This is a genomic window from Neobacillus camarae (genome assembly GCF_054950115.1).
The window spans coordinates 1,287,973-1,313,599 of the sequence record NZ_JBUCKX010000002.1 but is presented as its reverse complement, the minus strand read 5'-3'; the positions used below and the strand labels follow the sequence as shown (position 1 = coordinate 1,313,599).

Here is a 25,627-nt window from a genome sequence, read left to right as displayed (position 1 = left end):
TTTTTCCAGGGGCCATTTACTGCCCCTGACCCTAGTTTCTTAACGGCTTACCTTTTAACAGCATGTGCTGCATCCGCTGCTGAGTCTTCGGCTCACGGATTAAGCTTAAGAATGCTTCTCTTTCCAAATCCAATAAGTATTGCTCATCCACTTCGGTGCCGTATGGAACTTTTCCGCCGGCAATGACGTATGCAATCTTTTTGGCAATTTTCATATCGTGATCTGACAGATAACCGGAGAGCCGCATTCCTTCCGCTCCTAAAAGCAGGGTTGCATAGCCTGGTTCACCCACAACCGGAACTTTCCGGCGGACTTTTGGTTTAAATCCTTGTTCATGCAAGGCAAGAACAGCCTGTTTGGCATCATATAGCTGATGATCGCTGTTGATGCTAATCCCATCAGCTGCACTTAAGAAATTATTATCCCGTGCTTCTTCTGCTGATGTGGAAACCTTTGCTGTTGCAATCGTTTCAAACACTTTGTTGGCGACTGCCTGCAGGTCAACCTGCACTCCGTTCGGGAGGCCTTCCAAATGTTTAATATATAATTCTTTGTTTCCACCGCCGCCCGGCAGCAATCCGACTCCGACTTCGACAAGACCCATGTAGGTCTCGGAGGATGCTTGTATTTTGGATGCTGGCAGACATACTTCCGCGCCACCACCCAGTGTCATGGCAAATGGTGCTGCAACCACCGGTTTTGAGCTATATTTTACTTTCAGCATGGCGTTATGAAGCTGGCGTACAACCATGTCCAGTTCATCATAATTGTCATCTTGCGCTTCCATTAGCATCATCGCCAAGTTAGCGCCGACACAGAAGTTCTTGCCTTGGTTGCCGATGACAAGACCTTTATAATTTTTCTCCACTTCGTCAATGGCAAAGTTAATCATTTGAATCGTATCGAATCCAAGCGCATTGTTAGGGGAATGGAATTCAAGGAGTGCCACGCCGTCGCCAATATCGATTAAGCTGGCCCCGCTATTCTTCTTAATGACCCCTTTTTGCTTTTTGATTTTTTTAAGGTCTATGACTTTAGGATTGAATTCGACTGGTTTATATTCTCCGTTATTGTAAAAATATAGCTCGCCCTCTTCTTCCTTATAGAAAGAAGTAAAGCCTTTTTCCAGCATTTCTAGTACCCAAGCAGGTACATCAAGACCGCTATTCTGCATTTTTTGAACAGACTTTTCAATGCCAATCGCATCCCATGTCTCAAAAGGACCCATTTCCCAGCCAAAGCCCCACTTCATGGCGCGGTCGATGGCGACGATATCGTCAGCGATTTCGCCTAACAGCTTTGCCGAATAGAGTATATTTTGCGTAAATGTATTCCATAAGAACTGTCCAGCCTTATCATCCGAATAAACAAGCGCTTTCAATTTATTGGCAGTGCCTTTTTCCTGCTTCGCTAGCTCAATGGAAGGAGCGGACAGCTTTTTGCGCGGACCGTATTCCAATGTGTTGGGATCAAGTTCTAAAATCTCCTTGCCTTTTTTCACGAAGAAACCTTGACCTGACTTACTTCCAAGCCAGCCATTTTCAATCATCTTTTTCAAAAACTCCGGTACTTGGAAGACTTCTTTTTCTTCGCCTTCAACTTGATCATATACGTTGCCGGCCACATGGTAGAATGTATCCAATCCGACCACATCCAAAGTTCGGAAGGTGGCACTTTTTGCACGGCCAATCAGCGGGCCTGTGATGGAATCGACTTCACCGACACTCAAGTCCGCATTCAGCATTTCCCTTACAGTGACCAGCAGGCCGTAGGTACCGATTCGGTTCGCGATGAAGTTTGGTGTATCCTTCGCGACAACCACGCCTTTGCCTAAAACATCCTCGCCAAAGGATTTCATGAATGACAAAACTTCTGGGTCGGTGTATTGGGTTGGGATGACTTCAAGCAATTTTAAATAGCGTGGCGGATTAAAGAAGTGGGTTCCAAGGAAGTGTTTTTTAAAGTCCTCGGAACGTCCTTCGACCATCGCTTCAACGGAAATACCGGAAGTGTTGGAGCTGACGATGCTGCCTGGCTTGCGAAACTGGTCAACTTTCTCAAACACTTGTTTTTTAACGTTGAGATTTTCAACGACAACTTCAATTACCCAGTCCACATCTTTCAGCTTAACAAGGTCATCATCTAAGTTGCCTGCTTCGATAAGGTCAATATTTTTCTTTGATGTCAGGGGTGCAGGCTTTTGCTTCAATAGTTTTTGAATGTTCGCTGTACTGATACGATTGCGTACCTGTTTGTCCTCTAAAGTGAGTCCTTTTGCTGCTTCTTCCTTCGTCAATTCGCGTGGAACAATATCAAGCAGCAGTGTTGGTATACCGATATTGGCCAGATGGGCAGCAATTCCCGATCCCATGACGCCAGATCCTAGTACAGCCGCTTTTTTAATTAATTGGTTCAACATTGTCTCCCCCTTCAGACTTTGAATGAATACTCATTCATTTTTTAGTAAAAAAAATAAGGTGAAAGATCTTTACTACTAATAACTATAAAATATTTTGAAAAATTCTGCAATTAGTAAAAGTGGAAAATTGAATTTTTTTTGAACATTAAAGGAAAATTGCAAGCGCCCTCATCAGCACCGTATAGCAACCTCCAAAAATCAAACGCTTTTTGTTCGTGTGATGCCCGTGCTACAAGGCCTCCCTTGTGGAACTGGACAATTCTTAAAGATAATCGATAAAGTCCAATAGGAATGGGCAATCTACATGATGAGGTGATTAGCATGGCAAAAATGAAAAAGAACCCTTCCAAAGCAGGAGTCAGCGCAGCCAGTGTGAAGGGTAACGCCGGACCAGGCCGTGAAGCGAGCGGCGTCGATAAGCAAAACAGCCAGAACAGTCAATATAAGCATTAAAAAATAAAAACAGGCATAGTCTGCCTGTTTTTATTTTTTCTGCTGTTCCCTGTGCTGCTCATTTAAGAGCTTTATCTCTTGAATGATATCTTTCATGTCAGCCCGAGCTTCCGGATATAGGGCGCTCCAATGGCTGATGAGTGCCGGCATGGTCTTGGCAATGTGTGTATATAGTGCCCATGCTTTCACTTTTTTTACTGTTTTTTCGTCTGTTTTCCCGACTAATAATTCACTATATTTTTCAAGTAATGTCTCGAATTGCTCAAAAAATTGGTCTTCCATTATAACACCTTCCATCTCCTACGCGGTTGTCGAAAACATATATTTTTTATAATGGTAGCGAATGGAGAAAATCAATCCCAACGCCATCATATTCCCCATCAAGGAGCTGCCCCCATAGCTGATAAAAGGCAGTGGAATCCCTGTGATAGGCAAGACGCCAATGGTCATCCCGATATTTTGGAATACGTGGAAGGTAATCATGCTGATGACGCCGACACAGATATAGGTATAAAATTGATTCTTTGTTTCCATTCCCACTTTGGTAATATGGTAAATCAGCAAAAAGAATAAACTAATCAGCACACTTGCCCCGATAAACCCATATTCCTCACCAACAATACTGAAAATAAAGTCGGTTTGGCTCTCCGGCAGATACACTTCACGATTGCCAAATCCTTTACCGCTTGTCATACCTGAACCGATGGCCAGCATCGACTTTGTCAGCTGGAACCCTGTCGAGCTTTCGTAGTTATACGGATCGAGCCAAGAGTAAATCCGTCCGAACATATACTGCTTCACACCCAGATATTTTTCCAGTATCTCTGGATGCCATAACACAAAATAAAAAATCGTCGAAATCAGGATGATGCCAGTTGAAAAAATTGGCACTAACAGCTTCCAGGTGATACCGGAAATAAAAATCATTCCTAAAAGAATGGCAAGAAACACGAGCGACGTTCCCAAGTCCTCTTTTACGACCAGCACCAACGGGCCCATGGTAACCAATCCGAGTTTAATTAACAGCCAGAAATCAGATTGGACGGTTTTGATTAGATTTTTTTGATGGTGATCTTCTACTACCCGCGACAAGGTCAAAATAAGAAATACCTTGACAAATTCCGAGGGCTGGAGTGAACCGATTCCAGGCAGCCTAAACCAGTTTTTGGCACCATTAATCCTTGGGGCAATCGATTCCGGTGCCAGGATTAACAGGATGAGGAGCACAATCCCCAACCCATATACGTACCAGGAAATTTTTCGAAGCTGATCGGAATCCAACGTCATTACCCCTGCGATAATGACACCGCCCACCGCATACCAGGCAATTTGCATGATTAAGAAGTTACGGTCGTATTGCCCGGTCGTTTGGGCACTATAAATCGCTAAACAGCTCGCTAAACACAATAGTATTACTATTAGGACCAGACTGTAATCCAGTTTGGAAGTTGCAGTTTTATTGGAAGTCATGTGAAAGTCTCCACCTTGAATTAAACTTGTACATTCCTCCATTATATTTTTTTACAATCAAAATCACAACTTCAAAAAGGCCCATGGGTACATTTACATATTAATGGAAGTTCCCTCCATGACAGGCATTCCTTATACTACCTCGTTTTTAAAATATAATCGTTCCACTTCCCCCGCCATCCAATTCAAATTGTTTGGAACCTGAGGCAGGCCATAGCCAATATATAACGGGGTTGTCACAAACCGCGGCACCACTTTTGCGTAAATCTTCTTATTCATATGATAAAAGAACAAATTATAGCTCGATGCCTTAAATGGGAAGTGGTTCAAAATATAATGAACGGCCATCTGCAGGTATTCGCCAAATTTTGGCTGATAACCGGCATCATCCATGCAGATGTTAAACTCGTAGAAGCCCACCTTCGGCTTGGTCGATAGGGTAAACCTGACTCCCTCGTCCTCTGCAATCAGGATTCCTTCAAACATTTCAGGCAACACATGGTCTAAGTATTCCAGATCTTTTAAACCGACTATTTGCATGTGGGGGTGGGCAATCGTCCCCCCTGATAAAGGGCCATGGTTTTTGAAAAAAATAACCGAGCGATAGTCTCCCGTTTGCTCCATTTCAAGCCAATGCCGGATACCAAACCTCATCAGTCTATGTAAGTCCCCGTTTGAGTAGGTGGATAGTTCGGCGTGACAATCGTCCGTTTCAATCAATACGGTTTGATAGGCATTCTCCAATACCGGATATTTATTTTTCAATAGAATAATTGCACCGTCCACTGCTAGCAAATCTGTCAGCTTTTCCCGTTCGCAAAAGGGGCATGCTGTCTGTTTATTCCGGTAATTCTCCGGTTTTTTGACACCAATCGCTGTATTAAAGTAGAGATGTTTGTTTTCCAATCCCGTTTCTCCCTTCCAAACGCTTTACTTCTATTTTATGGCAGGAAACCTCCTGATTGCACCCATTTTGTTCCTGCCCACCTAATATTTTCATTGACCGACTATTGGCATTTTCCCTAAAATAGAAAGATGTACATGATATAGAGAACAATGGCATATGAATCATAGGACAGACCGCCAAAAAATGGAGATTGTGAGGGAAAGTATGTTAACGAAATTAGAAGCGCTTATCCTTGGTATCATTCAGGGACTGACAGAGTTTTTGCCGATTTCCAGTACGGGACACCTTTATCTTGGCAGAAACTTATTCGGACTGCAGGAAGCAGGACTCTTGCTTGACACCATGCTTCATGTCGGAACCTTGCTCGCGGTATTTGTGTTTTATAAGGATGAATTTATTAAAATTATCAAAAATCCATTTAGCAAATTGACCTATTTATTGATTGTCGGTACGATTCCTGCCGTAATTTTCGGACTTGCTTTTAAAGATTTTATTGATGGAATCTCAAAATCCGGTGTGACGATTGGCTGGGAGTTTTTGATTACCGGCTTATTCTTGTGGCTGGCTGATTCTGCGAAAAATGGTTACAAAAAAATGGACGATATCAGCTATAAAGATGCTTTAGTGATTGGAACATTTCAAGCCGTGGCCATCATGCCGGCGATTTCCCGCTCGGGGATGACCATTGCCGCCGCTCTCTGGAGAAAATTGGATCGCGAGACGGCCGCTTATTTTTCGTTTTTATTATCAACTCCAGCGATTGCCGGAGCGATTGTCCTGCAAATGAAGGACTTGCTTGGCAGTGGCGGAGAGGAAATTACCTTGTCTGCGTTGCTGGTGGGAATCATCTCTTCCGCTTTCTTCGGTTATGTAGCCGTAAAATGGATGGTCGGTTACTTGAAGAAGCACTCACTAAAACCGTTCGCTGTCTATGTTTGGATATTGGGCCTAGTCGTTCTGTTCTTCCAGTTCACCGGTAAGTTTTAAGTTTAATGTAAATTCGCAAATAAAACCCGATGGAACCCGAAAAGTGCAAAAAACGGTTCGAACAAATAGGTTCGAACCGTTTTTTTTATAGGGTAACTGGAGTTTTTGCCATTTCTTGTGCTGCTGCAGCTGCTTTTTCCTTCGCTTGCGCCATAATCTCAGGTGCTTGTTTCGGGAAGTGGTCCATCCCTTCAGCCACGATTGTTTCCAAGCGTTCAAAGCCAAGGAAATCCAGTGCTTTGCTTAAATAACGGTCACCCATTTCATATTCCACCATGGGTCCGGTCAAATAAATGCCTCCACGGGTTTGAATATGAATCGCTTTCCGGTTGGTCAGCAGTCCTTGAGGTCCGCTTGGAGTATTCGTAAACGTTTTTTCCGCGATAAACAGATTGTCCATAAATGCTTTTAGGATTGCCGGTGCCCCGAGGTTCCAAAGCGGGGTGACAAACACATAATAATCGGCAGCAATAAACCGATCCGCAAGCGCGTGCATTTTCTCCAACTTCGTCCGTTCGGCTTCCGTCAACTGCTCTTTTGTATAACCCATAAAAGACAATTTTGCACGTGCATATAATAAGTCCATGTCAATTTCGGGGATATCCATGTCATATAAGTGCCAGCGTTCGATTTCGACCTCTGGCTGCACTTTTTGGAACTCTTTTAAAAAGACCTCGCCAATTTGCATCCCTTTTGAAAGCTTCATATTATTTTTGGGATTCGCGGTAATGTACAAAAGCTTTGACATTAACAACCCTTCCTTTTAGTTCATATTTTTGCTTCTAATAGTAATACTACACTATTTATGCTTGCTCACAATCGAACAATCGGTGACGAATTTGTAAAAATGGTGAAATTTCCTAGTACAGAATACCTACTATTGAACAATTTGGTACAATTCCTAACAAAACATAATAAAACACAACAAAACTTAACAAAGTTCACGTTCAATATGTTATGATTTTTTTAAAATGGCAGAAAAAGGAGGTTACCCAATGGAAGAAAAGGCCTATACTCCCGATGAAGTCGCCCAAATTTTTCAAATTTCCAAGCACACCGTTTATGAATTGATTAAACGTGGAGAACTAAAGGCCTTTAAAATCGGCAATAAAATGAGAATTGAACAAGAAGAGCTGGAAAGATTTAAACAAAGTGCCCAAGCACCAGCCAAAAAAAACGTGCCGGAACAGCCCGCTGCCAATGCATCGGTTCAAGCAATCATCCTATCTGGCAGCCACGACTTTTTGGTCGAGCACCTTAGTAAACAGGCAGCTCAAGACCTAAACCAGCAAATACTGCCCAGTTTCATCGGCAGTTTGGAAGGTTTAATGATGTTATATCGCGGTCAAAGTGATATCGCAGCCATGCATTTATTGGACCCTGCATCCCACGAATATAACCTGCCGTTTATCCAACAGCTTTTCGTGTATGAGTCCATTTTGGTGATGAGATTGGCTGCTCGTGAACAGGGATTTATCGTGGCCAAAGGGAATCCCAAGCAGATTCATGATTTTCCCGACCTAACCCGAAAGGAAATTCAGTTTATTAACAGGCAAAAAGGTTCAGGCACAAGGTTCCTGCTTGATTCAAAACTATCAAGCCATGAAATCGTCCCCGGCAGAATCAACGGGTATGAAAACGAAGAATGGAACCACCTGTCAGCCGCATCCTACATAAGCCGAGGAATTGCCGACGTGGCGTTCGGTATTCAATCTGCCGCAACTCATTTGGGACTGGACTTTATCCCGGTTGCCAAAGAAAAATTCGACCTGGTATTTCGATTTACCAATGAAAATAGGCAAAGTCTGACAAGCTTAATCCATTATCTGCAATCCACGGAGTTTAAAAATAGTTTATCGCTTTTAGAAGGCTACGATATTTCTGAACTAGGAAACATTATCTACCAAACTACCACCATGGAGGAATTTGTATGAAGAAAAAACAGTTATTCACGCTATTATTTGCTTTCATGCTGCTTTTGTTAAGCGCTTGTGGCAGCTCGGAAACAAAGGACACTGCATCATCTGCGGACAAGAAAGAGGCACCGAAGGCAGAACCGACTGAAATGATTTTAGCCACCACAACCAGCACTCAGGACAGTGGCTTGCTTGATGAAATCATTCCTATTTTTGAAAAGGAAAACAACGTGAAAGTCAAAGTCATTGCTGTTGGCACTGGACAAGCTTTGGAAATGGGAACTAAAGGGGAAGCCGACGCCCTGCTCGTGCACGCTCCTGCTTCCGAAAAGGCGGTCGTAGATGCTGGTGATGCCATCAACTACAAACGGGTAATGTACAACGACTTTGTCTTGGTCGGTCCGTCAGATAATCCTGCAGGAGTCAGCGGAGATGATGTAAAAACCGCCCTTAAAAAATTAGCTGAAACAAAATCTGTCTTTGTATCCCGTGGTGATGACTCAGGCACCAACAAAAAAGAACTGGAAATATGGAAAGCCGCAGGCATTACGCCTCAGGGTGATTGGTATGTTTCCACCGGCCAGGGCATGGGACAGACCCTTCAGGTGGCCGCTGAGAAAAAAGGCTATGTGTTAACAGACCGTGCCACTTGGCTTGCTCAATCGAAAAATTTAACCAACCTTAAAATCGTTGTCGAAGGCGGCCAAGATTTAATGAACATCTACCATGTCATGCAGGTCAATCCGGAAAAACACGATATGGTGAACAGCAAAGATGCCGAAAAATTCGTGAACTTTATGGTAGACAAGAAGACACAAGAAGTCATTGAAAGCTTTGGCAAAAAAGAATACGGACAATCCTTATTTATTGGATATACTGAATAATAGAATAAAAGTTTTCTAGGGCGAGGCACTCACCAGTGCCTCCTTTTATCACACAAAAATCCCGGAGGCACATATGGAACTGCTCATTGATGGACTAAAAAAGGCGATTGAGATTATTTTCACCGGTAATCCGGATATTTTTGCGATTACATGGCTAACTCTCAGAGTTTGTTTTATTTCCACGTTAATCAGTACCCTCCTCGGATTGCCTCTTGGGATTCTGCTGGGACTGACACGATTTAAGGGCCGGCGGATTCTGTTGACCTTTGTCAATATCGGCATGGGCCTGCCTCCTGTCGTGGCGGGGCTATGGATAACCATGCTGTTATGGCGCTCTGGACCCCTAGGTACAATGAGTCTGCTCTATTCACCAACAGCCATTGTCTTGGCGCAAATCCTAGTATCACTTCCGATTATCACCAGCCTAACCTGTTCGGCGTTCCAACAGATTAACGACAAAATGCTCTTGCAAATTAAAGCGCTTGGAGCCACGAAACTGCAGATGTTCATGTTGCTTGTGCGGCAGTCAAAGGTTGCCATTATGGCGGCGATTATGGCCGGGTTCGGCCGGGTGATTGCCGAAGTGGGGGCAGCAATGATGGTTGGAGGCAATATACAAGGCGACACCAGAATTTTGACTACCACGATTGTCATGGAGGTTTCCAAAGGAAACTTTGATATCGCCCTGGCGCTCTCGTTCATTCTGTTATCCATTGCCTTGCTCATCACAGCAGCGTTAACCTTCTTACAGCAAAGGAGACGTTTTTCATGAATCCATTGATTGAACTGAAAAACCTGACCTACCGTGCCCAAGAAAAACAAATTTTAAATATTCCTGAGTTTACTATTCAACAAGGGGAATTTCTAGGCATCATGGGACCCAATGGTGCTGGGAAAAGTTCACTATTAAAACAACTCGCTTGCTTGGAAAAGCCGACAAGCGGGGAAATTTACTACGGCGGAAAGCTGTTACCGGCAGGAGGAGCCCCAATCGAGCTGCGGCGCAAATTTTCGATTGCCCTTCAGCAATCCTTATTGTTAGATGGAACCGTATTTTACAATGTGGCAATTGGCTTAACATTGCGCAAGGTTCCTAAGATGGTGATAAAGGAAAAGGTCAACCATTGGCTGGAGCTGTTTGGTATCCGCCATTTAGCCAAGAAAAATGCTCTCTATTTATCCGGCGGCGAGGCACAGAGGGTCAATCTTGCCCGGGCCATGATTGTCGAACCGGAGATCCTATTTCTCGATGAACCTTTTTCGGCGCTCGACTTTCCTACTAAAATTAAGTTAATGGAAGATTTCAAACAAATTATGGCTGAAACACAAACAACCGCTGTATTTGTCAGCCATGATATCATGGAAGTTCATTACCTGACCAATCAACTGGCGATAATCGTGGATGGTGAAGTAAAACAAACCGGTCCTACCTCTCAGGTCCTGAAACATCCCAATGCTTCCGTTCAATCCTTCCTGAATGAATGGAAAAAGTTCTATCCCCTTGCACGTTGATGGCAGCTCCATAACAGGGGCTGCCTTTTTCCATATCCAAACGCGAAGGTTTTGCTATTATTTGCTTATTCAAACCGGCAGCCTTACAATAAGGATAAATATTTGGCAGCAGTGGTTTTAAGGGGGGCTTTAAGGTGAAATACGCCATCATAACCGGGGCCTCTAAAGGATTAGGCGAGGCTATTGCAAGACGGCTTATGACAGAAAATGTGGCCGTCATTTCTGTTTCCCGGACAGAAAATCAAGAACTCAAAACGTTTGCGTTGGAACAAGGCGTGAAGTATAAACATTTTCCCTGCAATCTGTCATTAGAAACAGAAGTTCAGGAAGTCTTTATGGAAATCTCCCATATTATTTTTCAGAAAGAACCTAAGGAAATCCTACTGTTTAATAATGCCGGCCTCATTGAGCCCATTCATACAGTCGGCAACTTAGAGCCATCACCTGTCATTCGCAATATCCAGGTGAATTTAATTGCGCCCATGGTTATTACTAACCTGTTAATTAGCAGGGCTCCCATGATCAATGCAACCGTCCAGGTGGTCAATGTGACCTCCGGTGCCGCCATCCGGCCTAAAGAGGGCTGGAGTGCCTACTGCAGTGCAAAGGCTGGACTGCTTATGTTCACTCAAACCGCCGCGATGGAGCAAGAGACATTGAACACCCCGCACAAACTGATTGCCTTTGAACCAGGTATTATGGATACGCAAATGCAGGAAACCATCCGCTCCTCGTCGATTGAATCGTTTAAGGAATTGGAGAGATTCAAAGCATTCAAGAATGATAATCTGCTGCGAACACCCGAGATAGTAACGGAAGCTTTAGTAAGACTAGTGTTAAGCGGGAAAGCCGTGAACGGAAAAGTCTATAATATTAAGGAATTGTTGCAATAGCAAAAGGCCGCTGCATGGTGCAGGGCCTTTTGCTATTCTCTTTGTTGGCGGGGAGAACTAATGCGCTTCACTGAACGGGCGCTTGCGCTTTTCTTTTTGTGAATGGCGGGGACATGGTTACCCGTTTCTCCTCAAGTTCCCTTGGAAACCATAATGTGATGCTCGTTCCTTTATTTAGCTTGCTTTTTACCTTTATCATTCCATCATGGGCATCCATTAAAGCCTTCACAATCGACAGGCCGATACCGGCCCCGCCTGTCTTTCGGTCGCGTGACTTGTCTCCGCGATAGAACCGCTCAAAAATATACGGGGTATCATCCTCGGCAATGCCCGCTCCCTCATCCTGAATGTTAAATCCGACAAAGCCCTCTCTTTCGGTTACAACCGAAAGGGTTACATTTTTACCCTCAGGAGTGTACTTAAGCGCATTGTTAAGGACATTGGACAGGATTTGCATCAACTTGTCCTTATCCGCTTCGAAGAACTCTTCTTGAACGGGCTCCTTGATCTGCAGGTCCACCCCTTTTTCCTTGAAGATTGGTAAAAACATTTCCGAGAGCGCGGCCAGTACACTGCCGGCTTCGACCTCCATTTTTTCTAGTCGAATCTGCGGATTTTCCGCTGCAAGCAATTTTTCCAGCTCGTTGACAAGCCTCACCAGCCGCATGAGCTCCTCATGGCAGACCTGCAGCCGTTGGGGCGTCGGCTCCCATATCCCGTCTTGAAACGCTTCGATTTGGCTGCGTAACGTGGAGAGGGGCGTCCGCAGTTCATGGGCCAAGTCACCGGTAAACTGCTTGCGCAACATCTCTTCTTTCGAGAGTGACTCCGCCAGTTTATTAAACGAAATTGCCAGTTGCTTCACTTCACTCGGAAGACCTTGTAAAGGAATCCGGATATCCAAATGGTGCATCTGCAGTTCATTGGCTGCAAATGAGAGTTTGTTTAAGCCGGAAGTGATTTGTTTTGAAAAAATAAAACTGGTCACAATTGCCAGGATAATCGTTAAACAAACCGCCCCATAAATATAAAATTGAATGGTTTGAATAAACTTGTATTCATCATCGACCAAACCTTCAGGATAGATGGCAACCAGCTTTCCAATCATCGTATTATTGACCTTAAGAGTGTAGGTATTGGAATGCCATTTTTCCCCGTCCGGCTCCGGTTCTGTTAAGCCAAGGCTATTTAGCATGGATCGGATATTCGAAGAGTCCATTTGAATTTGGCCATATCGGTCATACAACTGAAAGTAGAGCTGGTCAGTCATGGCATATTCATGCAGCATGCCAAATACAGGGTCACTCGTAAAATGGCCATTCGTCCGGTAATCCTTCTCAATTTCCTTTATCACCCGGTCAATCTTTTTTTCCCGATTTTGATCCAAATAGCTCGTGAAACTCTCTTCAAAGCCATATTGAATAAAATAGCTGACAATCAAGATGCCGACCAAAGAAATCATGATTAAGTAAAATAGAATCTTAGACCGCAGCGTTTGCAGCATCGACTGTTCCTCCAAATTTATACCCCATTCCAAATACCGTGATAATAAACTCGGGCTGTCTGGAATCCAGTTCTATTTTTTTTCGAAGATTTTTGATATGGGTATCTACGCTGCGTTCATAGCCTTCATAATACATGCCTTCATCTTGAATTTTTTCCAGCAAATCCATTCTGCTGTATACTCTGCCAGGATTTAAAGCCATGTTGGTTAATAATTTATACTCAATCGGTGTCAAGGTAATCGGGGTACCGTTTACCGTAACCTCTTTTTTAATTAAGTCGATAGCCAATTTTTTCCCGTTAAACTCAAGCCGTTCCACTCGTTCTGCCTTTTTCACTCTCCTTAGAATCGCTTGAACACGAACGACCACTTCCCTTGGACTGAATGGCTTGGTTAAATAGTCATCAGCTCCCATGACAATACCGTTAATCCGGTCATCCTCCGCTGATTTGGCGGTCAGCATCAAGATGGGAACGTCCGATTCTTTACGGACGAGCCGGCAGACTTCCTCTCCCGAAATGTCAGGCAGCATTAAATCTAGTATGATTAAATCAGGATGGACATTTTTCACTTTTTTTAGGGCATCGAGGCCATTATCGGCACTGTGAATCTCATAACCTTCTCTTTCCAAATACGCTTCAAGAACCTCGATAATTCTGCGTTCATCATCGACTAATAATATTTTCATACTATTCACTCCCCATATTTTAAATATATCATGGGCAGTCAGTGATTTTTGTAACTTCACAATATCACCACAAGTTCTTCATAACATCTTCAATCTTTTTCGATATGATAATGCTGTATTTGGAAGAGAAGATAGGTTCAAGGACCCCCAAGTTATTGTCTATCTTTTCATGGTGCGTAAAGCTATCGCTCTTACCCATCCCAAAATAACCTCTCTTTAAATAAAACGGGTGCCCTATTTGTATAGGACACCCCATTTTTTTGAGCCTATCATGAACTTGGTTAAAATGTTAATTGGCTCCTTTCCATCAGGATAAGGTCCGAGAAAAATTAACGGGCCCCCTTCAATCCAAAATAATCGGACATCAGCATAATAAACTTCCCGTTGGCAGGTTTATCCTTCAACTGGCCCACGGCAGGACCAAACACAGATTTTAACATCTCGACATCCCCTCTGTTCCAGCAAACCTCGATGGCGTGTCTGATCGCTCTTTCCACACGGCTTGGAGTGGTATAATGTCGATCGGCAATGGTCGGATAAATGACTTTTGTGATTCCGCCGGCCCCTCCCAGTAAACCTGAGTCACTTAGTACCATTTCGATGGCCTCTCTCAAGAAAAAGTAGCCTTTCAAATTCGCAGGTATTCCGATGGAACGCAATACATCCGTAATACGCATTTCCAACTTGTGATCGATCATATCGTTGGAAACCTTATTTTCCTCGATTACTGGATGGTCATGAAACCGTCGATTCGCAACATAGCCCTCTTGTGAACAAATCGACCTGATATTATCAGACAGGACAGATAGGTCAACTGGTTTCATCAAAAAATAAGCCGCCCCATACTCATTCGCTTTTTGAATAATATTTTCGGTTCCCATGGATGTAAGCATTAAAACTTTGGTATCCCGTTTTTCGACATGAAGGTTGCCCAAAATAGAGAGCCCGTCGGAATAGGGCATAACCAGGTCCAGAATGATCAGGTCCGGCTCTTCTGATCTTATTAATTCCATACCTTCCAGCCCGTTATAAGCTATCCCCACCACCTTCATATCATCCTGTGTCATAAAGTAATCATTCATTATCTCGGTAAATTGATAATTATCATCAACAATCGCTATTTTTATCATGATACTCCGCTCCCCTTTATTGCTATTTCCCAATAATTCCATTTTCTACTATAAAATTATTTTAAACAAGGGGAATCTTTTGACAATTTGTATCATATTTTGTAAATAATGCGGGCCATCGTGCTTTATTGCCCATGAAAAGAGCCCTTATCAACCATAGATAAGGGCTTTATATGATTCTAGCTATTTATTTTTCATTTCTTCTGTGAGCTCATCGATGCTTCTTTTTACGTTGGCTTTTCCTGAGTAGTTTTCAATCAGCTCTTTCACGTCAATGCCACTCGCTGCTTTTAATGATTCCTGAAGACTGGCCATTAAGTTTGTTGCATAACCAGTCACCTTATTCGCCCCGCCATTGACGCCAGAACCGCCTCCAGTATCCACAACCGTAATCTTATCAATATTTGAAAGCGGTGCGGCCACTTGTTTTGCATATTCCGGGAGCATTTTAATAATCATGTCGAGTACTGCTGCCTGACCGAATTGCTCGAACGCTTCGGCGATTTTCTGCTTGGCTTCCGCTTCCGCCAAACCTTTCATGCGGATAACTTCTGCCTCGGAAAGACCTTGTGCCTTCTGTGCTTCCGCCTTGGCGAGACCATCGATGCGAACCCGTTCTGCCTCCGCTTTCGCCATCGCTTCGATGCGGTATTTGTTTGCCTCGGCATCTGCCATTTGTTTGGCTTTTTCAGCGGCAGCTGCTTGTTCAACAGCGTACCGGTCAGCGTCTGCCTTTTTCTTCACTTCAGAATCATACTGTCGTTCGCGGCGAAGGATTTCTTTTTCTTCTAGTTCAATCTGCTTTTGTCTCTCAATAATTTTAACCTGCATTTCCTGTTCGGTCACATCTTGCTTTGCTTTGGCACTTTCTAAATCATAGGCCATGTCAGCACGCGCTTTGGCAATATCCTGCTCGCGGCGGAACTCAGCAATCTTCAACTGGTTGGTTTTCTCCGCCTCGGCGATTTCCGTTGCCCGCTCCAGCTCAGAGCGCTTAGCCTCTTTAGACGCTTCGGCCTTTTTAATCCTGGTTTCTTTTTCGGCTTCTGCTGTTGCAATATCGGCATCCCGCTTTACCTGGGCAATTCGAGGCTTACCAAGTGCATCAAGATAGCCGTTTTTATCTCGGACATCTTTAATGGTAAACGATACAATGACCAAGCCCATTTTGGCAAGATCCTGCGACGCCACCCGCTGCACTTCCTGTGAAAATTTGTCGCGATTTTTATAGATTTCCTCCACGGTCATCGAACCAAGGATGGATCGCAAATGCCCCTCCAAAACCTCTTTTGCCTCGTTCTCTCTTTCTTCCTTAGGTTTTCCGAGAAACTGCTCGGCGGCAGTGGCAATTTCACTGATAGAACCGCCGATTTTAATGATCGACACCCCATCGGCCATAACCGGTACGCCCTGCTCGGTGTATACCTCTGGTGTGGTAACTTCTAGTTTACTCGATAGCAGGCTTAACGGTTCGGCCTGCTGGAACACCGGCAGAATAAACGAACCTCCGCCGCGGATAATTTTGATTCTATTGCCTGACTCATCCACATGGACATTTTTATTCCCCAGGTAACTACCGGTGACGATTAATGCTTCATCGGGGCCTGCTGTCCGGTATTTTGTAACAAAAACACCGATTAATGCAATTAAAATGAGGACAACAACACCAATGACTACCCATACAAAGCTAAACTCCATACCTATTCCTCCTCTATTTATCTATTTAATGAATACTAACAAACTACCTTATTAAAGAAAACTTTCTAATTCTTGATGAATCGATACTTCCAATACGCCATTTTTCACTTGAATCACCAATACGCGGGTGCCGTTTGGAATCGATTCCCCATCAAAGCTTGCCGCTGGCTTGGCAATTCTGCCGCTGGCATTTTCAATCATCACTTCGCCAAAGCCATCGGCAGGGATGGCTGTAATGACGGTTCCAATCCGGCCCCGAAGGTCAGACTCCCTATAAACAAGCGACTCCTCGGCTGAGGACATTGGAATAAGGATAAATACATTTAACAAGCTTACAAGAATAAAGGAAACCGCGGCCGAGATACCGAAAATAAGCAACTCATTGAGAGAAGAAAGCCGTTCCAACAAATAGCCGCTTGCCGACAGGATGGTCACAAAAGCAAACACCAATACCGGATTTAAAAAGGACAATCCGCCATCACCTGTGTCAATATGAAACACATCCGAAAACAGCACATAAATAACCGTTAATACACCCGAAATGATTAACCCGTACAGGTAAACCGTGGTTAAAGGCAGGCCGAAAAGTTCCATATGCATCACACCTTTCCATGTATGGGAGTTGCTGTTTATTAAAGAAAGGGAGCCCGGTACGGGGAACTTTCTTTACATTTTATGTATGTCATTTCATACGATTCAGAAAAGAAAAAGATTCAAAAAACTGTAAAAAAACATAGCAATCGCTGTCAAATACAAATGGTTTCGACAGCGGAGTCGATTCTAGTCATAATTGGGAGACAAGGTTTCTTCATCGTCATCATGGTCCCTCTTTTTAAGGAGCGGCCCATAAAATAAAATCCCGCTTGCAAGTAAAAGAATTCCATAGAGAAATGTCTTAAGCTCTGCTGTTCCACCGATTATCACCCACACAGAATAAACCGTCGCCAAAGCCGCAATGAGTCCATCTCCCAGCCGCGAACGAGCATCAGAATAGGTTTCTCCTGTCAAAACCAACTTTAATTGGTAAATGGAAGCGATGAAATACGGAACCAAGTAAGCAAGAGTCGCAATGACAATGACAAAGTCAAATGCATCGGCAATCGATTTGGAAACAGTGGAAAAAATAAATAATTGGGTGATTAAATTAGTAACAAGCAAAGAGAAAGCCGGAAATCCTTGTTTATTTTCATTCAAAAAGCCAGGAAGGAAAACCTCTTGTTTGGCTGCTTGATAGGGCACTTCCGCACTTAGCATAATCCAGCCTATCATCGATCCAATGAGACTGATTAATCCAATGGCCGCCAAAATTTGACCGCCCGTTTTTCCTAATACCGTTTCAATCGCATCGATCAATGGTTTTTCAGAGTGAATCAGGGTCTCTTGGTCAAGCATCCCCATGACTAAAATACTGATGGCCATATAGATGGCCAACGCAATAAATAACCCGACAATGGTTGCCCATTTCACATCGGACTGTTTTTTAGCACGCGAAGAAAACACGACAGCCGATTCTATACCAAGAAATGCCCACAAGGTCGCTAATGCGGCATTGTTTACCTGCGACATCATACTGATGTTGTTTCCGGCATCCCCCACTCTTGCCTGGGCAAATGGAAGAATATTGCTTTTTTCAAAGGCGAACAATCCGATTATGATAAACAATGAGAAACCGATAACCTTTGCAAAGGTTGCGATGAGATTTAATTTTCCGGCACCTTCCATACCACGGAGGATGATAAAATGGATTAGCCACAACATCAATGTACAGACCGCAAATGTTAGAGCGTTACCCACTCTTATAGTGAAGCCGTCCATGGCAATCAAAACCGTCCCGCTTGTCAGTACCGGAAAAAAAGCTGTTAAATAACTTGTGAACGTGGTAATTACCGCTACATTGGCTGCAATATTGCCAATCCAGTAGCCCCAAGTGGACATAAATCCCGATAAAATCGAAGCTTTAGAGCCAGGTTTAAACAGCTCTTTGGCATAAACCTGAGGGCCGCCGGTAATTTTCGGCTTGCGGATGGCCAAATTGCCAAATACAAGGGCAATCATCAGAACGCCAAAACCGGTTAGCACCCAAGCCGACATCACCCCAGCAGGACTGGCTGCCTCGGATAATGACCTAGGAAGCATAAAGATTCCCGAACCAACCATATTTCCGACGACTAGTGCGGTTAGTACCCAAAAGCCAAGCTGATGTGATTTTGACATGTTAAGCAAAACTCCTTGCTGTTTTTACCAATACTGTTCCCGATTCAAGTAAAAAATAGCATCACATCTATGAAATGGATATAAAGAAAGGTTACGCAACCTCCTGGATTACATAACCGAAAATGGTACCTTTTTCTTGCCTTTTTGAACAAATGCAGGTTCATCATGGAGCCCTGTCACATCAATAATCGTTCCAAGGATGACTTCTTTCTCATTTGCCTCGATATGCGGTTTGATGGAGAAAAGCAAGACCTTATCAAAAAAGTCAAAGTTGAAGACAATTCTCTCCTGAAGCCTTAGAGATAAATGACAATAATCAGTAATCAATACATGATTCCCCAAGAAAACATCCTTAAATGGCTTTCCGGCCATTTCATCGGGTTCCAGCGCGAGATGATGGATTAGCTCCCCTTGACAAAATGTAAGTATAAACTCCTTTTTGTATTTTTCCGCTTTAAAAACCAAACCAGGAACTTCCGACATAAAGTTTTGAAGCTCCGATTTTGGCTCTTCTTGTTCCTCCACCGATTTAAGAAAATAGAACCCTCTTAATATAAAGTAAAATCCCACCACTTTAAAGATATGACCTGAGAAGTTATAAAAGTCAAATACACTTTGGTAAATAGTAAAGATCAAGTCGGTTAACAGCAACAAAACCAATGCCAATGCCAAGGTTAAGCTAGTCTCAGATTGTTTCATATAATATTGATATAGGCTGATAATTAATGAAGCGAACTGAACTGAGCAAATGAAATATTCCATTCCATTCTTTAAATCAGTTGTTCCTTTTCCATCAATAACAAGTACCGGCAAACTTTTTTCAAAGTAAAATATTGTGAATATACACGCACTGGCAATGGCGATGCCCAGCAAAAACATTCCCGGCCGATAGTCCCTTTTCAGTTTTCGGTCTGGAGTGACTAAAATGAGCAGGATGAAGACAGATTGAACAATCCTGGCAATCACCCAAAACCAAGTGGCTTTATCAACAGAACTATCCGTTATAAAAAAAGGCATTCCTTTGTAGGAAAGGGTGTGGAACAGGTCAAGTACACCAACAAGTAAAAAGGTAAACGATAGCAGCAACATTTTACTTGAATTTGTGTTCTGATAGTTTTTGAATCCATAAAGGAAAATAGCTGCAGAAATTGAAATACTGAAGGTCTCAAGTAAGGTATGGAACCCAGTTGAATTTTCCGGATTGTAGATCGCATTTAATTCCGGTTGGAACAAATGGACCACCATCAGTAAGATAATGGATAGTGTTGCATATAAAAGGAACTTGACCTCAGTTAGACTGGACTTCACCTAAACACCACCTTTTTTTCACTGTATTCTTTACCCTATTATAGGGTCTAATATCATCCTAAAACGGCCCAGATTGTAGCATTTTTATGAATGTTTCGAATTCAAGTGCAGACAAAAAAAGAGACTGCCTGTACTGGCAATCTCCGTTTCATTATTTCCACCAATCATCAAACATGGTGGCTGGCAGTCTTCGTTTGTGCTCTGTCACCCGGTAGCGCTGGTCAATTTTTTCAGCCACTTCCTTAGCAACAGATTTACCCTCCAAATAATCATCAAGCTCATCATATGTAATGCCCAGTTCCGTCTCGTCCGCTTGGCCCGGTTTTTGGTCGAGCAGGTCAGCCGTAGGCGTTTTTAAATACAGCTGTTCATCCGCTCCCAGTTCTTTTAACAAGGCTTTTCCCTGACGTTTCGTTAAGCCGGATAACGGAAGAAGATCAGCCCCGCCATCCCCGTATTTGGTATAAAATCCGGTAACGGCCTCAGCCGCATGATCAGTTCCGATTACCAGCAGGCCTTCCATGCCGCCAATCGCATACTGGGCAATCATCCGCATACGTGCCTTTACATTGCCTTTATGATAATCGCTTAACGGTGCCGATTCGTTAGAGGAATTATACTGGTTTTGCACTTCATCCACGGCAACCTTGATATTAAAAACAAGTTCACGGTCCGCGCGAATGAAGGATAACGCCCGTTTGGCATCCTCTTCATCCTTCTGTGTCCCATATGGAAGACGGACGGCAATAAACACCGCTTCTGTCCCTTCGTTTCGAAGTTCCTCCACTGCCATTTGGGTTAGCCGTCCGGCCAGTGTCGAGTCCTGCCCGCCGCTAATTCCCAGGACAAAACCCTTCGCCCCGGTTTTCCGCAAATAGTTTTTTAAAAAATCGATGCGTTTGTGGATTTCTTCTTTTGGTTCAATGGAAGCAGATACGTTTAATTCCCTGATGATTTGCTCCTGTAAACTCAATGGGAAAAACCCCCTTCATATTAAAAATAGAATCATCCTTTTATAGTAATGTACCACAATTATTACTTTATCACTAAAAATTGAGATTGCTGCCCTTTTTGGGTAAAGTAATAGTAGCTTAACTGCATGGGAGGATTTGAATTTGGAAGCAAAAACGTGTAATGAGACAAGGGTGGTAAGGACAAGCAGGATTTTCCCGAATGATGTCAATAATCATAATACATTGTTCGGCGGTAAACTGATGAGCGACATCGATATGCTTGCCTCAATTTCCGCCGCGCGGCACTGCCGGATGGAGTGTGTCACGGCCTCCACGGATTCAGTAGACTTCCTGAGTCCGATTACCCCAAATGATTCAGTTTGTCTGGAATCGTTTGTCACCTGGACAGGATCATCGTCGATGGAAGTGTTTGTCAAAGTTATTGCGGAGAATCTGCTTAAAGGTGACAGAAAAATTGCGGCAACGGCTTTTTTGACCTTTGTAGCATTGGACGGGAACGGAAAGCCCGCAAAGGTACCTGTCATTATTCCGGAAACAGAAGAAGAAAAAAAATTGCACGAAACCGGAAAAGAACGGGCCGAGTATCGTAAAACACATCGCCGGTTGAGCAGGGAACTGGCAAACTATTTCACTACACAAAAGCCATGGGAATAAATAATAAAAGCGCAAGCGCCCTGGTAAGCACCGAAGGACACTAGGCGCTGGGGCGCTACTCGATAAAGCTATCGCTTTTTCTTCGTTCGATATCTAGGCTGCCGAAGCTTTCCTTGTGGATCTGGACAATTCTCAAAGTCGATAATCATATATTTTTTTTATTTTTAGAGAAGTGCACTGAAGCCGAGCAATATTCTTTTTTTTATAAAGAAAGGTTCGCGCATTTGTCAGCGAACCTTTTGATAAAATATGTACCTGTCACTCCTCGATTGGCTCTTTCTGTTTTTTCCAAGTCATGACTCCGTCCTCTTCATCTATTTCAATCGTGACATCGACCACCCCGTTCTCACCGAGAATTTTTTCTTCTAAACGGTCTTTGATATCATCGGCGGCTGCAACGGTTAGACTAGGGTCAATCTCAATTTCCAGTTCTACATGCAGGTCCTCGCCTTCTTTGATCACTGTAATATCTTGAATATCCTTTACATCAGGGTCCGCCATCACCAGTTCTCCAATTTTATATTCCATTTCCTCATCAGCTTGGCCGATTACCCCGGCTGCATTATCCAGGAACACCTTTCCCACCACCAAAAACATCATCACACCAATCAGGATTGATGCCATTCCCTCGAGCTGATGAAAATCGGTGAAACGGGCTGCTACCACCGCCACAATCGCTAATAATCCGCCCAACGTTGCCACCGAGTCTTCCATAAAAACCAACTTGGTTGCCGGTTTAGCTCTTCCTAAAAAGGAAAAACTCTTGAAAAATACACTTGGACCGCTGGCCTCCACTTGATTATCATGGAGAACCTCCTTCATGGCTTTATATAGCACAAAGGTTTCAAGCAAGGTTGAAACCAATAAAACAATAATATTAATCCAAAAGCCGCTCGACTCTGTCGGATGCAAAACATGATGATACCCTTCCCGAATGGTTTCAAAGGCCATAATCCCGACGATTAATACCGCTCCAAGAAGCACTAAATTGACTAGACGGCCAAACCCATTGGGAAACTTTTCTGTCGGGGCCTTTTTACTTAATGCTGAACCCACAAATACAAAAAACTGATTGGCAGCATCCCCTAAACTATGCATCGTTTCCGCAAAGATGGCAACATTCCCCGTAAATATAAATGCTGCTCCCTTTATAATAGCGATAATTGTATTGACAACAGCCGCCAGCATGGCAGACCGATTACCCCGCTTTAATAATTTTAATAACTCTCCCATTGTGCCCCCCATTTTCAAAATCAAATTTTATCGATATTGACTTTTGTTTCTATTAATTTTTCCAAATAATCACTTTTTATCATTCACACCTATTTTTGCTAAAGATTGCGCAGCACTAAATACAATCTGTTGTTTCGCTCATTTTTTTCTTCTTCCGAAGCCAAGTCATATTTCTTCAGCAGATGAAACACCTCATTCAATATTTCCTGTGTATGATCTTTGACAAAAAACCCCTCAAATAATGGCTTCATGTCCTCTGGCAAAAAAGGAATTTGCGATTCATACTTCTTTTTAACATCTTCCTGCGCATGGTCCAGCTTGCATTCGCCCATGTGGTTCCCTCCCTTGTTTTCATTTTTCTATAGCATATCATGTTTCCGGCAAAAGAAAAAAGCCAAGCATCAGCCTGACCTTTTGTTTACGAAGTGCCCTTATCCGATCTATGTTTTGTCCCTGTCACTTCCAAGACATCCAGAAGGAAAACAAATACGGGAATCCCGATAATCAGTCCCCAGACGCCAAAAAAATGTTCAGAAAAGATTAACACAATAAATGTATAGAAAACCGGAAGATTCGTTTTGGAACTCATGAGGTTCGGGTTTAAGATATAGGCCTCAATCCCATGGATAATCGCAATCGCAATGGCGATATATAACACCTTCATCATTCCGCCGATACTATAAGCAATAATCGTCAGCGGGATGAGCGAGATAATCACTCCGGCAACAGGGATTAACCCCAAAATGAAAACCATGATGGATAAACCACCTAGTTGCGGAAAATCAAGCAGCCACAAGGAAATCGTGGTCAGTACACAATTGACAACTGCAATAATTAATTGCGCTTCAATTACCTTACCAAAGGTTCCAACGAATTTTTTGGCAAAATATTCAATTTCCACATAAATCGATGAAACTTTGCTTGTTTTAAACTTTTTGGTAAATTCAATCAAATGCGGTTTTTCCAATAGGAAAAACAGGCTTAACAACAGGGCCAGAAGAACTTGCAGGCTGACTTTGCTGATATCGGTAAAATACTTAAGGACAAACGTTACACCTTGTTCAAGGTAACTGGAAATCTTGACTTCCTCAAATCGCCTCACTAAATAATTCAACACAACATTATCATGCTTGGAAGTATAAAAAGCCGTTAACTGCTTAATTAAAGTGGTGATTTCACTGGCAATCATCGGCAAATACGTAACGACTCCATAGGATACCAAGCCGACGATACTGGCGTATGAAATAACCACAATCAATTTGCGGTTGAGAGGAACCTTCCCTTCGATAAATTGAACAAGCCGATCCATCAAAAACGCAAATATAAATGTTAGTAAAATTAAATTAATCATGGAGCGCATCGCATATAACGCAATGGCTATAACGACAAATATGAGAACTCTTTTAAAACCGCTGCTCTGTAATAGTTTATTCATCATGGCTAGTTTAGAACCTCAACATTCCTACTAAAAATTCACAATCATTTTTGTGAAGTATGGTTTCATTATACCAAATCATTTATTCATTTTCCTGAATTAAAAAGTGTATTAAAATTGAACGGGAACAACCGAGCGATCAATCGCTTTACATTGATAACCTTGTGATTTTAAATAATCCAATAGCTTGGGCAAATGGGCAAGTGTTTCCCTCTTCTCATGCATCAAAATAACCAGGGGCCCGTTATGGCCAGCCATATTGTTAATTTGGTCAATCACACTCTGTATATAGCGTTCGTCCTTATAATACCAGTCTTTACTATCTATATTCCAATCCCACATGATGTATCCATTATCTTTCACCGCAGCTTTATACTCGTCTGTCATATAGGGTGAACTTCCGTAAGGGGTTCTTGCCAGGGGAGAATCCACCCCTGAAATTTCCAACAGCGTGTTATGGTTTTGGTTTAGCTCCCCTATGACTGAAGCCGCCGAAGCATAGAAGGTATCCTTCCTGTGAGTTACGCTGTGAAGTCCGACTCCTTCTCCAGACGCAACCATTAACTTTACGGAATCAGGATATCTCCGGATGTTTCCATCAATCATAAAAAACGTTGCCTTAAACTGATATTGTTCCAGAAGGGCAATAATATCCCCCGAAAAAGCCGTTGGGCCATCATCAAAGGTTAAATAAATGGTTTTTGAATTTTCAACCGGAGTGCTTGCCGGCTGGGGCGGAGTCGGCGCTTGGTTACCAGCCGCCACTTGAGTTGGTGCAGGTTGATTAGCCGCCTCCTGTTTGGGGGCTTGATTTGCCGGCAAAGATGCTGGTACTGGTTGATTCGGCTGATGATTTTCCTTTGCTTCTGCTTTTTTCGGCTGCTTCTCGCCCCTTTTGTTTTCCTGGCGATAATCCTTAGTAGTTTGCAATGCTTCTTTTGTATGTTTACTAGTTTCATGGTTTTGCAAGTTTGTAGTCTTGTTCGTCGTTTCTGTTGCAAAAATGCCCAAAACAAAAAGACCGATCAGAAAAACTGCCGCCAATACCCCTTTTGAACGACCTCGCATAAGTTTCCCCATTGTTTTATTACCTCACTGCCTCATAATTTCCGTGACTCCACCATTATAGACGATTTTGTTACACTTATGTTACAAATCTATTAAAAAAATGACAAATCTATTGATATCTCATCCACATAAATGGAAATTCAGACAAATTCCAACAAAATTCTTCTTCCTTATTTTACCTTAAAAAGCAGGTCTTGTGTGGATTTTTCATTATTAATTTCCAAAATGCAGTCATTATTTTTTTTATGTCTAACAGCCACCTTTTTTCTCGATGATGGAA

At 42.9% G+C, this 25,627-nt stretch carries 25 protein-coding genes; 8 read left to right on the top strand and 17 right to left on the bottom strand.

Features of this window, described 5'->3' with window-relative positions; all coding sequences use genetic code 11:
- Positions 1-31 precede the first annotated feature (31 nt).
- Complete coding sequence (locus tag ACY8D0_RS13845; RefSeq protein WP_462411082.1) at positions 32-2,419, bottom strand: 3-hydroxyacyl-CoA dehydrogenase/enoyl-CoA hydratase family protein; 2,388 nt, start codon at positions 2,417-2,419, stop codon at positions 32-34.
- Positions 2,420-2,740: 321 nt separating this feature from the next.
- Here ACY8D0_RS13845 and ACY8D0_RS13840 point away from each other — a divergent pair, with 321 nt between their 5' ends.
- Positions 2,741-2,872, top strand: a complete 132-nt coding sequence (locus ACY8D0_RS13840) for a YuzL family protein (RefSeq protein ID WP_462411081.1) — start codon at positions 2,741-2,743, stop codon at positions 2,870-2,872.
- A gap of 30 nt (positions 2,873-2,902) precedes the next feature.
- Here the strand turns inward: ACY8D0_RS13840 and ACY8D0_RS13835 are convergent, their stop codons facing one another.
- The 3 genes from ACY8D0_RS13835 to ACY8D0_RS13825 all read right to left on the bottom strand — a co-directional run bounded on the left by ACY8D0_RS13835 (position 2,903) and on the right by ACY8D0_RS13825 (position 5,248).
- Complete coding sequence (locus tag ACY8D0_RS13835) at positions 2,903-3,154, bottom strand: DUF2573 family protein (protein ID WP_462411080.1); 252 nt, start codon at positions 3,152-3,154, stop codon at positions 2,903-2,905.
- An 18-nt stretch (positions 3,155-3,172) separates the two neighbouring features.
- Positions 3,173-4,342: an FtsW/RodA/SpoVE family cell cycle protein gene (locus tag ACY8D0_RS13830; RefSeq protein WP_462411079.1), complete on the bottom strand. Its 1,170-nt coding sequence runs from the start codon at positions 4,340-4,342 to the stop codon at positions 3,173-3,175.
- 132 nt (positions 4,343-4,474) lie between these two features.
- Positions 4,475-5,248, bottom strand: a complete 774-nt coding sequence (locus tag ACY8D0_RS13825; RefSeq protein ID WP_462411078.1) for a DUF4931 domain-containing protein — start codon at positions 5,246-5,248, stop codon at positions 4,475-4,477.
- A 205-nt stretch (positions 5,249-5,453) separates the two neighbouring features.
- Here ACY8D0_RS13825 and ACY8D0_RS13820 point away from each other — a divergent pair, with 205 nt between their 5' ends.
- Positions 5,454-6,236, top strand: coding sequence for an undecaprenyl-diphosphate phosphatase (locus tag ACY8D0_RS13820; RefSeq protein ID WP_462411077.1), 783 nt, complete (start codon positions 5,454-5,456; stop codon positions 6,234-6,236).
- A gap of 85 nt (positions 6,237-6,321) precedes the next feature.
- On the opposite strand, the gene ACY8D0_RS13815 is transcribed toward ACY8D0_RS13820, so the two are convergent.
- The gene (locus ACY8D0_RS13815) at positions 6,322-6,984 is read right to left on the bottom strand and encodes an FMN-dependent NADH-azoreductase (protein ID WP_462411076.1); all 663 of its coding nucleotides are present in this window, start codon (positions 6,982-6,984) and stop codon (positions 6,322-6,324) included.
- Positions 6,985-7,231: 247 nt separating this feature from the next.
- On the opposite strand from ACY8D0_RS13815, the gene ACY8D0_RS13810 reads away from it, so the two are divergent.
- The 5 genes from ACY8D0_RS13810 (at position 7,232) to ACY8D0_RS13790 (ending at position 11,441) form a co-directional block, all read left to right on the top strand.
- The gene (locus tag ACY8D0_RS13810; RefSeq protein ID WP_462411075.1) at positions 7,232-8,170 is read left to right on the top strand and encodes a helix-turn-helix transcriptional regulator; all 939 of its coding nucleotides are present in this window, start codon (positions 7,232-7,234) and stop codon (positions 8,168-8,170) included.
- Positions 8,167-9,036, top strand: a complete 870-nt coding sequence (locus ACY8D0_RS13805; RefSeq protein WP_462411074.1) for an ABC transporter substrate-binding protein — start codon at positions 8,167-8,169, stop codon at positions 9,034-9,036. The genes ACY8D0_RS13810 and ACY8D0_RS13805 overlap by 4 nt, the downstream gene beginning before the upstream one ends.
- Before the next feature lie 73 nt (positions 9,037-9,109).
- Positions 9,110-9,808, top strand: a complete 699-nt coding sequence (locus ACY8D0_RS13800; RefSeq protein ID WP_462411073.1) for an ABC transporter permease — start codon at positions 9,110-9,112, stop codon at positions 9,806-9,808.
- Entirely contained in the window at positions 9,805-10,548 is a 744-nt protein-coding gene (locus ACY8D0_RS13795; protein WP_462411072.1) for an ATP-binding cassette domain-containing protein, read from the top strand. Before ACY8D0_RS13800 ends, ACY8D0_RS13795 begins: the two co-directional genes overlap by 4 nt.
- A gap of 134 nt (positions 10,549-10,682) precedes the next feature.
- A complete protein-coding gene (locus ACY8D0_RS13790) occupies positions 10,683-11,441 on the top strand; it encodes a (S)-benzoin forming benzil reductase (protein ID WP_462411071.1) in 759 nt (252 codons plus the stop codon).
- Positions 11,442-11,508: 67 nt separating this feature from the next.
- Here ACY8D0_RS13790 and ACY8D0_RS13785 read toward each other — a convergent pair whose 3' ends face one another.
- The 8 genes from ACY8D0_RS13785 to nadE form a co-directional block, all read right to left on the bottom strand.
- Positions 11,509-12,945: a HAMP domain-containing sensor histidine kinase gene (locus ACY8D0_RS13785; protein ID WP_462411070.1), complete on the bottom strand. Its 1,437-nt coding sequence runs from the start codon at positions 12,943-12,945 to the stop codon at positions 11,509-11,511.
- On the bottom strand, positions 12,923-13,633 hold the full coding sequence (locus ACY8D0_RS13780; protein WP_462411069.1) for a response regulator transcription factor: 711 nt from the start codon (positions 13,631-13,633) through the stop codon (positions 12,923-12,925). The genes ACY8D0_RS13785 and ACY8D0_RS13780 overlap by 23 nt, the downstream gene beginning before the upstream one ends.
- Before the next feature lie 329 nt (positions 13,634-13,962).
- Positions 13,963-14,763 (bottom strand): sporulation transcription factor Spo0A, encoded by an 801-nt coding sequence (spo0A, locus tag ACY8D0_RS13775; protein ID WP_462411068.1) that lies wholly within the window; start codon positions 14,761-14,763, stop codon positions 13,963-13,965.
- A gap of 183 nt (positions 14,764-14,946) precedes the next feature.
- Positions 14,947-16,461, bottom strand: a complete 1,515-nt coding sequence (locus tag ACY8D0_RS13770) for a flotillin lipid rafts scaffold protein FloT (protein ID WP_462411067.1) — start codon at positions 16,459-16,461, stop codon at positions 14,947-14,949.
- Between the two features lie 51 nt (positions 16,462-16,512).
- The gene (locus ACY8D0_RS13765; protein ID WP_462411066.1) at positions 16,513-17,055 is read right to left on the bottom strand and encodes an NfeD family protein; all 543 of its coding nucleotides are present in this window, start codon (positions 17,053-17,055) and stop codon (positions 16,513-16,515) included.
- A 186-nt stretch (positions 17,056-17,241) separates the two neighbouring features.
- Complete coding sequence (locus ACY8D0_RS13760) at positions 17,242-18,675, bottom strand: amino acid permease (RefSeq protein ID WP_462411065.1); 1,434 nt, start codon at positions 18,673-18,675, stop codon at positions 17,242-17,244.
- A 108-nt stretch (positions 18,676-18,783) separates the two neighbouring features.
- Complete coding sequence (locus ACY8D0_RS13755) at positions 18,784-19,983, bottom strand: membrane-associated sensor domain-containing protein (protein ID WP_462411064.1); 1,200 nt, start codon at positions 19,981-19,983, stop codon at positions 18,784-18,786.
- Between the two features lie 151 nt (positions 19,984-20,134).
- Positions 20,135-20,956 (bottom strand): NAD(+) synthase, encoded by an 822-nt coding sequence (nadE, locus tag ACY8D0_RS13750; RefSeq protein WP_462411063.1) that lies wholly within the window; start codon positions 20,954-20,956, stop codon positions 20,135-20,137.
- Positions 20,957-21,098: 142 nt separating this feature from the next.
- Here nadE and ACY8D0_RS13745 point away from each other — a divergent pair, with 142 nt between their 5' ends.
- Entirely contained in the window at positions 21,099-21,611 is a 513-nt protein-coding gene (locus tag ACY8D0_RS13745) for an acyl-CoA thioesterase (RefSeq protein WP_462411062.1), read from the top strand.
- A 258-nt stretch (positions 21,612-21,869) separates the two neighbouring features.
- Here ACY8D0_RS13745 and ACY8D0_RS13740 read toward each other — a convergent pair whose 3' ends face one another.
- From ACY8D0_RS13740 to ACY8D0_RS13725, 4 genes are all read right to left on the bottom strand, one after another.
- Positions 21,870-22,844, bottom strand: a complete 975-nt coding sequence (locus tag ACY8D0_RS13740; RefSeq protein WP_462411061.1) for a cation diffusion facilitator family transporter — start codon at positions 22,842-22,844, stop codon at positions 21,870-21,872.
- 98 nt (positions 22,845-22,942) lie between these two features.
- Positions 22,943-23,176: a hypothetical protein gene (locus ACY8D0_RS13735; RefSeq protein ID WP_462411060.1), complete on the bottom strand. Its 234-nt coding sequence runs from the start codon at positions 23,174-23,176 to the stop codon at positions 22,943-22,945.
- An 86-nt stretch (positions 23,177-23,262) separates the two neighbouring features.
- Complete coding sequence (locus ACY8D0_RS13730; protein ID WP_462411059.1) at positions 23,263-24,282, bottom strand: AI-2E family transporter; 1,020 nt, start codon at positions 24,280-24,282, stop codon at positions 23,263-23,265.
- A gap of 108 nt (positions 24,283-24,390) precedes the next feature.
- Entirely contained in the window at positions 24,391-25,347 is a 957-nt protein-coding gene (locus ACY8D0_RS13725; protein ID WP_462411058.1) for a polysaccharide deacetylase family protein, read from the bottom strand.
- Positions 25,348-25,627 lie beyond the last annotated feature (280 nt).

What these genes read in the sequence shown, in the direction of transcription:
- ACY8D0_RS13730 (WP_462411059.1), bottom strand. Translation starts at nt 24,282, where the DNA reads ATGATGAATAAACTATTACAGAGCAGCGGTTTTAAAAGAGTTCTCATA.
- ACY8D0_RS13810 (WP_462411075.1), top strand. Translation starts at nt 7,232, where the DNA reads ATGGAAGAAAAGGCCTATACTCCCGATGAAGTCGCCCAAATTTTTCAA.
- ACY8D0_RS13780 (WP_462411069.1), bottom strand. Translation starts at nt 13,633, where the DNA reads ATGAAAATATTATTAGTCGATGATGAACGCAGAATTATCGAGGTTCTT.
- ACY8D0_RS13765 (WP_462411066.1), bottom strand. Translation starts at nt 17,055, where the DNA reads ATGGAACTTTTCGGCCTGCCTTTAACCACGGTTTACCTGTACGGGTTA.
- ACY8D0_RS13795 (WP_462411072.1), top strand. Translation starts at nt 9,805, where the DNA reads ATGAATCCATTGATTGAACTGAAAAACCTGACCTACCGTGCCCAAGAA.
- ACY8D0_RS13770 (WP_462411067.1), bottom strand. Translation starts at nt 16,461, where the DNA reads ATGGAGTTTAGCTTTGTATGGGTAGTCATTGGTGTTGTTGTCCTCATT.
- ACY8D0_RS13735 (WP_462411060.1), bottom strand. Translation starts at nt 23,176, where the DNA reads ATGGGCGAATGCAAGCTGGACCATGCGCAGGAAGATGTTAAAAAGAAG.
- ACY8D0_RS13760 (WP_462411065.1), bottom strand. Translation starts at nt 18,675, where the DNA reads ATGTCAAAATCACATCAGCTTGGCTTTTGGGTACTAACCGCACTAGTC.
- ACY8D0_RS13815 (WP_462411076.1), bottom strand. Translation starts at nt 6,984, where the DNA reads ATGTCAAAGCTTTTGTACATTACCGCGAATCCCAAAAATAATATGAAG.
- ACY8D0_RS13740 (WP_462411061.1), bottom strand. Translation starts at nt 22,844, where the DNA reads ATGGGAGAGTTATTAAAATTATTAAAGCGGGGTAATCGGTCTGCCATG.
- ACY8D0_RS13835 (WP_462411080.1), bottom strand. Translation starts at nt 3,154, where the DNA reads ATGGAAGACCAATTTTTTGAGCAATTCGAGACATTACTTGAAAAATAT.
- ACY8D0_RS13725 (WP_462411058.1), bottom strand. Translation starts at nt 25,347, where the DNA reads ATGCGAGGTCGTTCAAAAGGGGTATTGGCGGCAGTTTTTCTGATCGGT.
- ACY8D0_RS13830 (WP_462411079.1), bottom strand. Translation starts at nt 4,342, where the DNA reads ATGACTTCCAATAAAACTGCAACTTCCAAACTGGATTACAGTCTGGTC.
- ACY8D0_RS13845 (WP_462411082.1), bottom strand. Translation starts at nt 2,419, where the DNA reads ATGTTGAACCAATTAATTAAAAAAGCGGCTGTACTAGGATCTGGCGTC.
- ACY8D0_RS13800 (WP_462411073.1), top strand. Translation starts at nt 9,110, where the DNA reads ATGGAACTGCTCATTGATGGACTAAAAAAGGCGATTGAGATTATTTTC.
- ACY8D0_RS13840 (WP_462411081.1), top strand. Translation starts at nt 2,741, where the DNA reads ATGGCAAAAATGAAAAAGAACCCTTCCAAAGCAGGAGTCAGCGCAGCC.
- ACY8D0_RS13820 (WP_462411077.1), top strand. Translation starts at nt 5,454, where the DNA reads ATGTTAACGAAATTAGAAGCGCTTATCCTTGGTATCATTCAGGGACTG.
- ACY8D0_RS13805 (WP_462411074.1), top strand. Translation starts at nt 8,167, where the DNA reads ATGAAGAAAAAACAGTTATTCACGCTATTATTTGCTTTCATGCTGCTT.
- ACY8D0_RS13785 (WP_462411070.1), bottom strand. Translation starts at nt 12,945, where the DNA reads ATGCTGCAAACGCTGCGGTCTAAGATTCTATTTTACTTAATCATGATT.
- spo0A (WP_462411068.1), bottom strand. Translation starts at nt 14,763, where the DNA reads ATGATAAAAATAGCGATTGTTGATGATAATTATCAATTTACCGAGATA.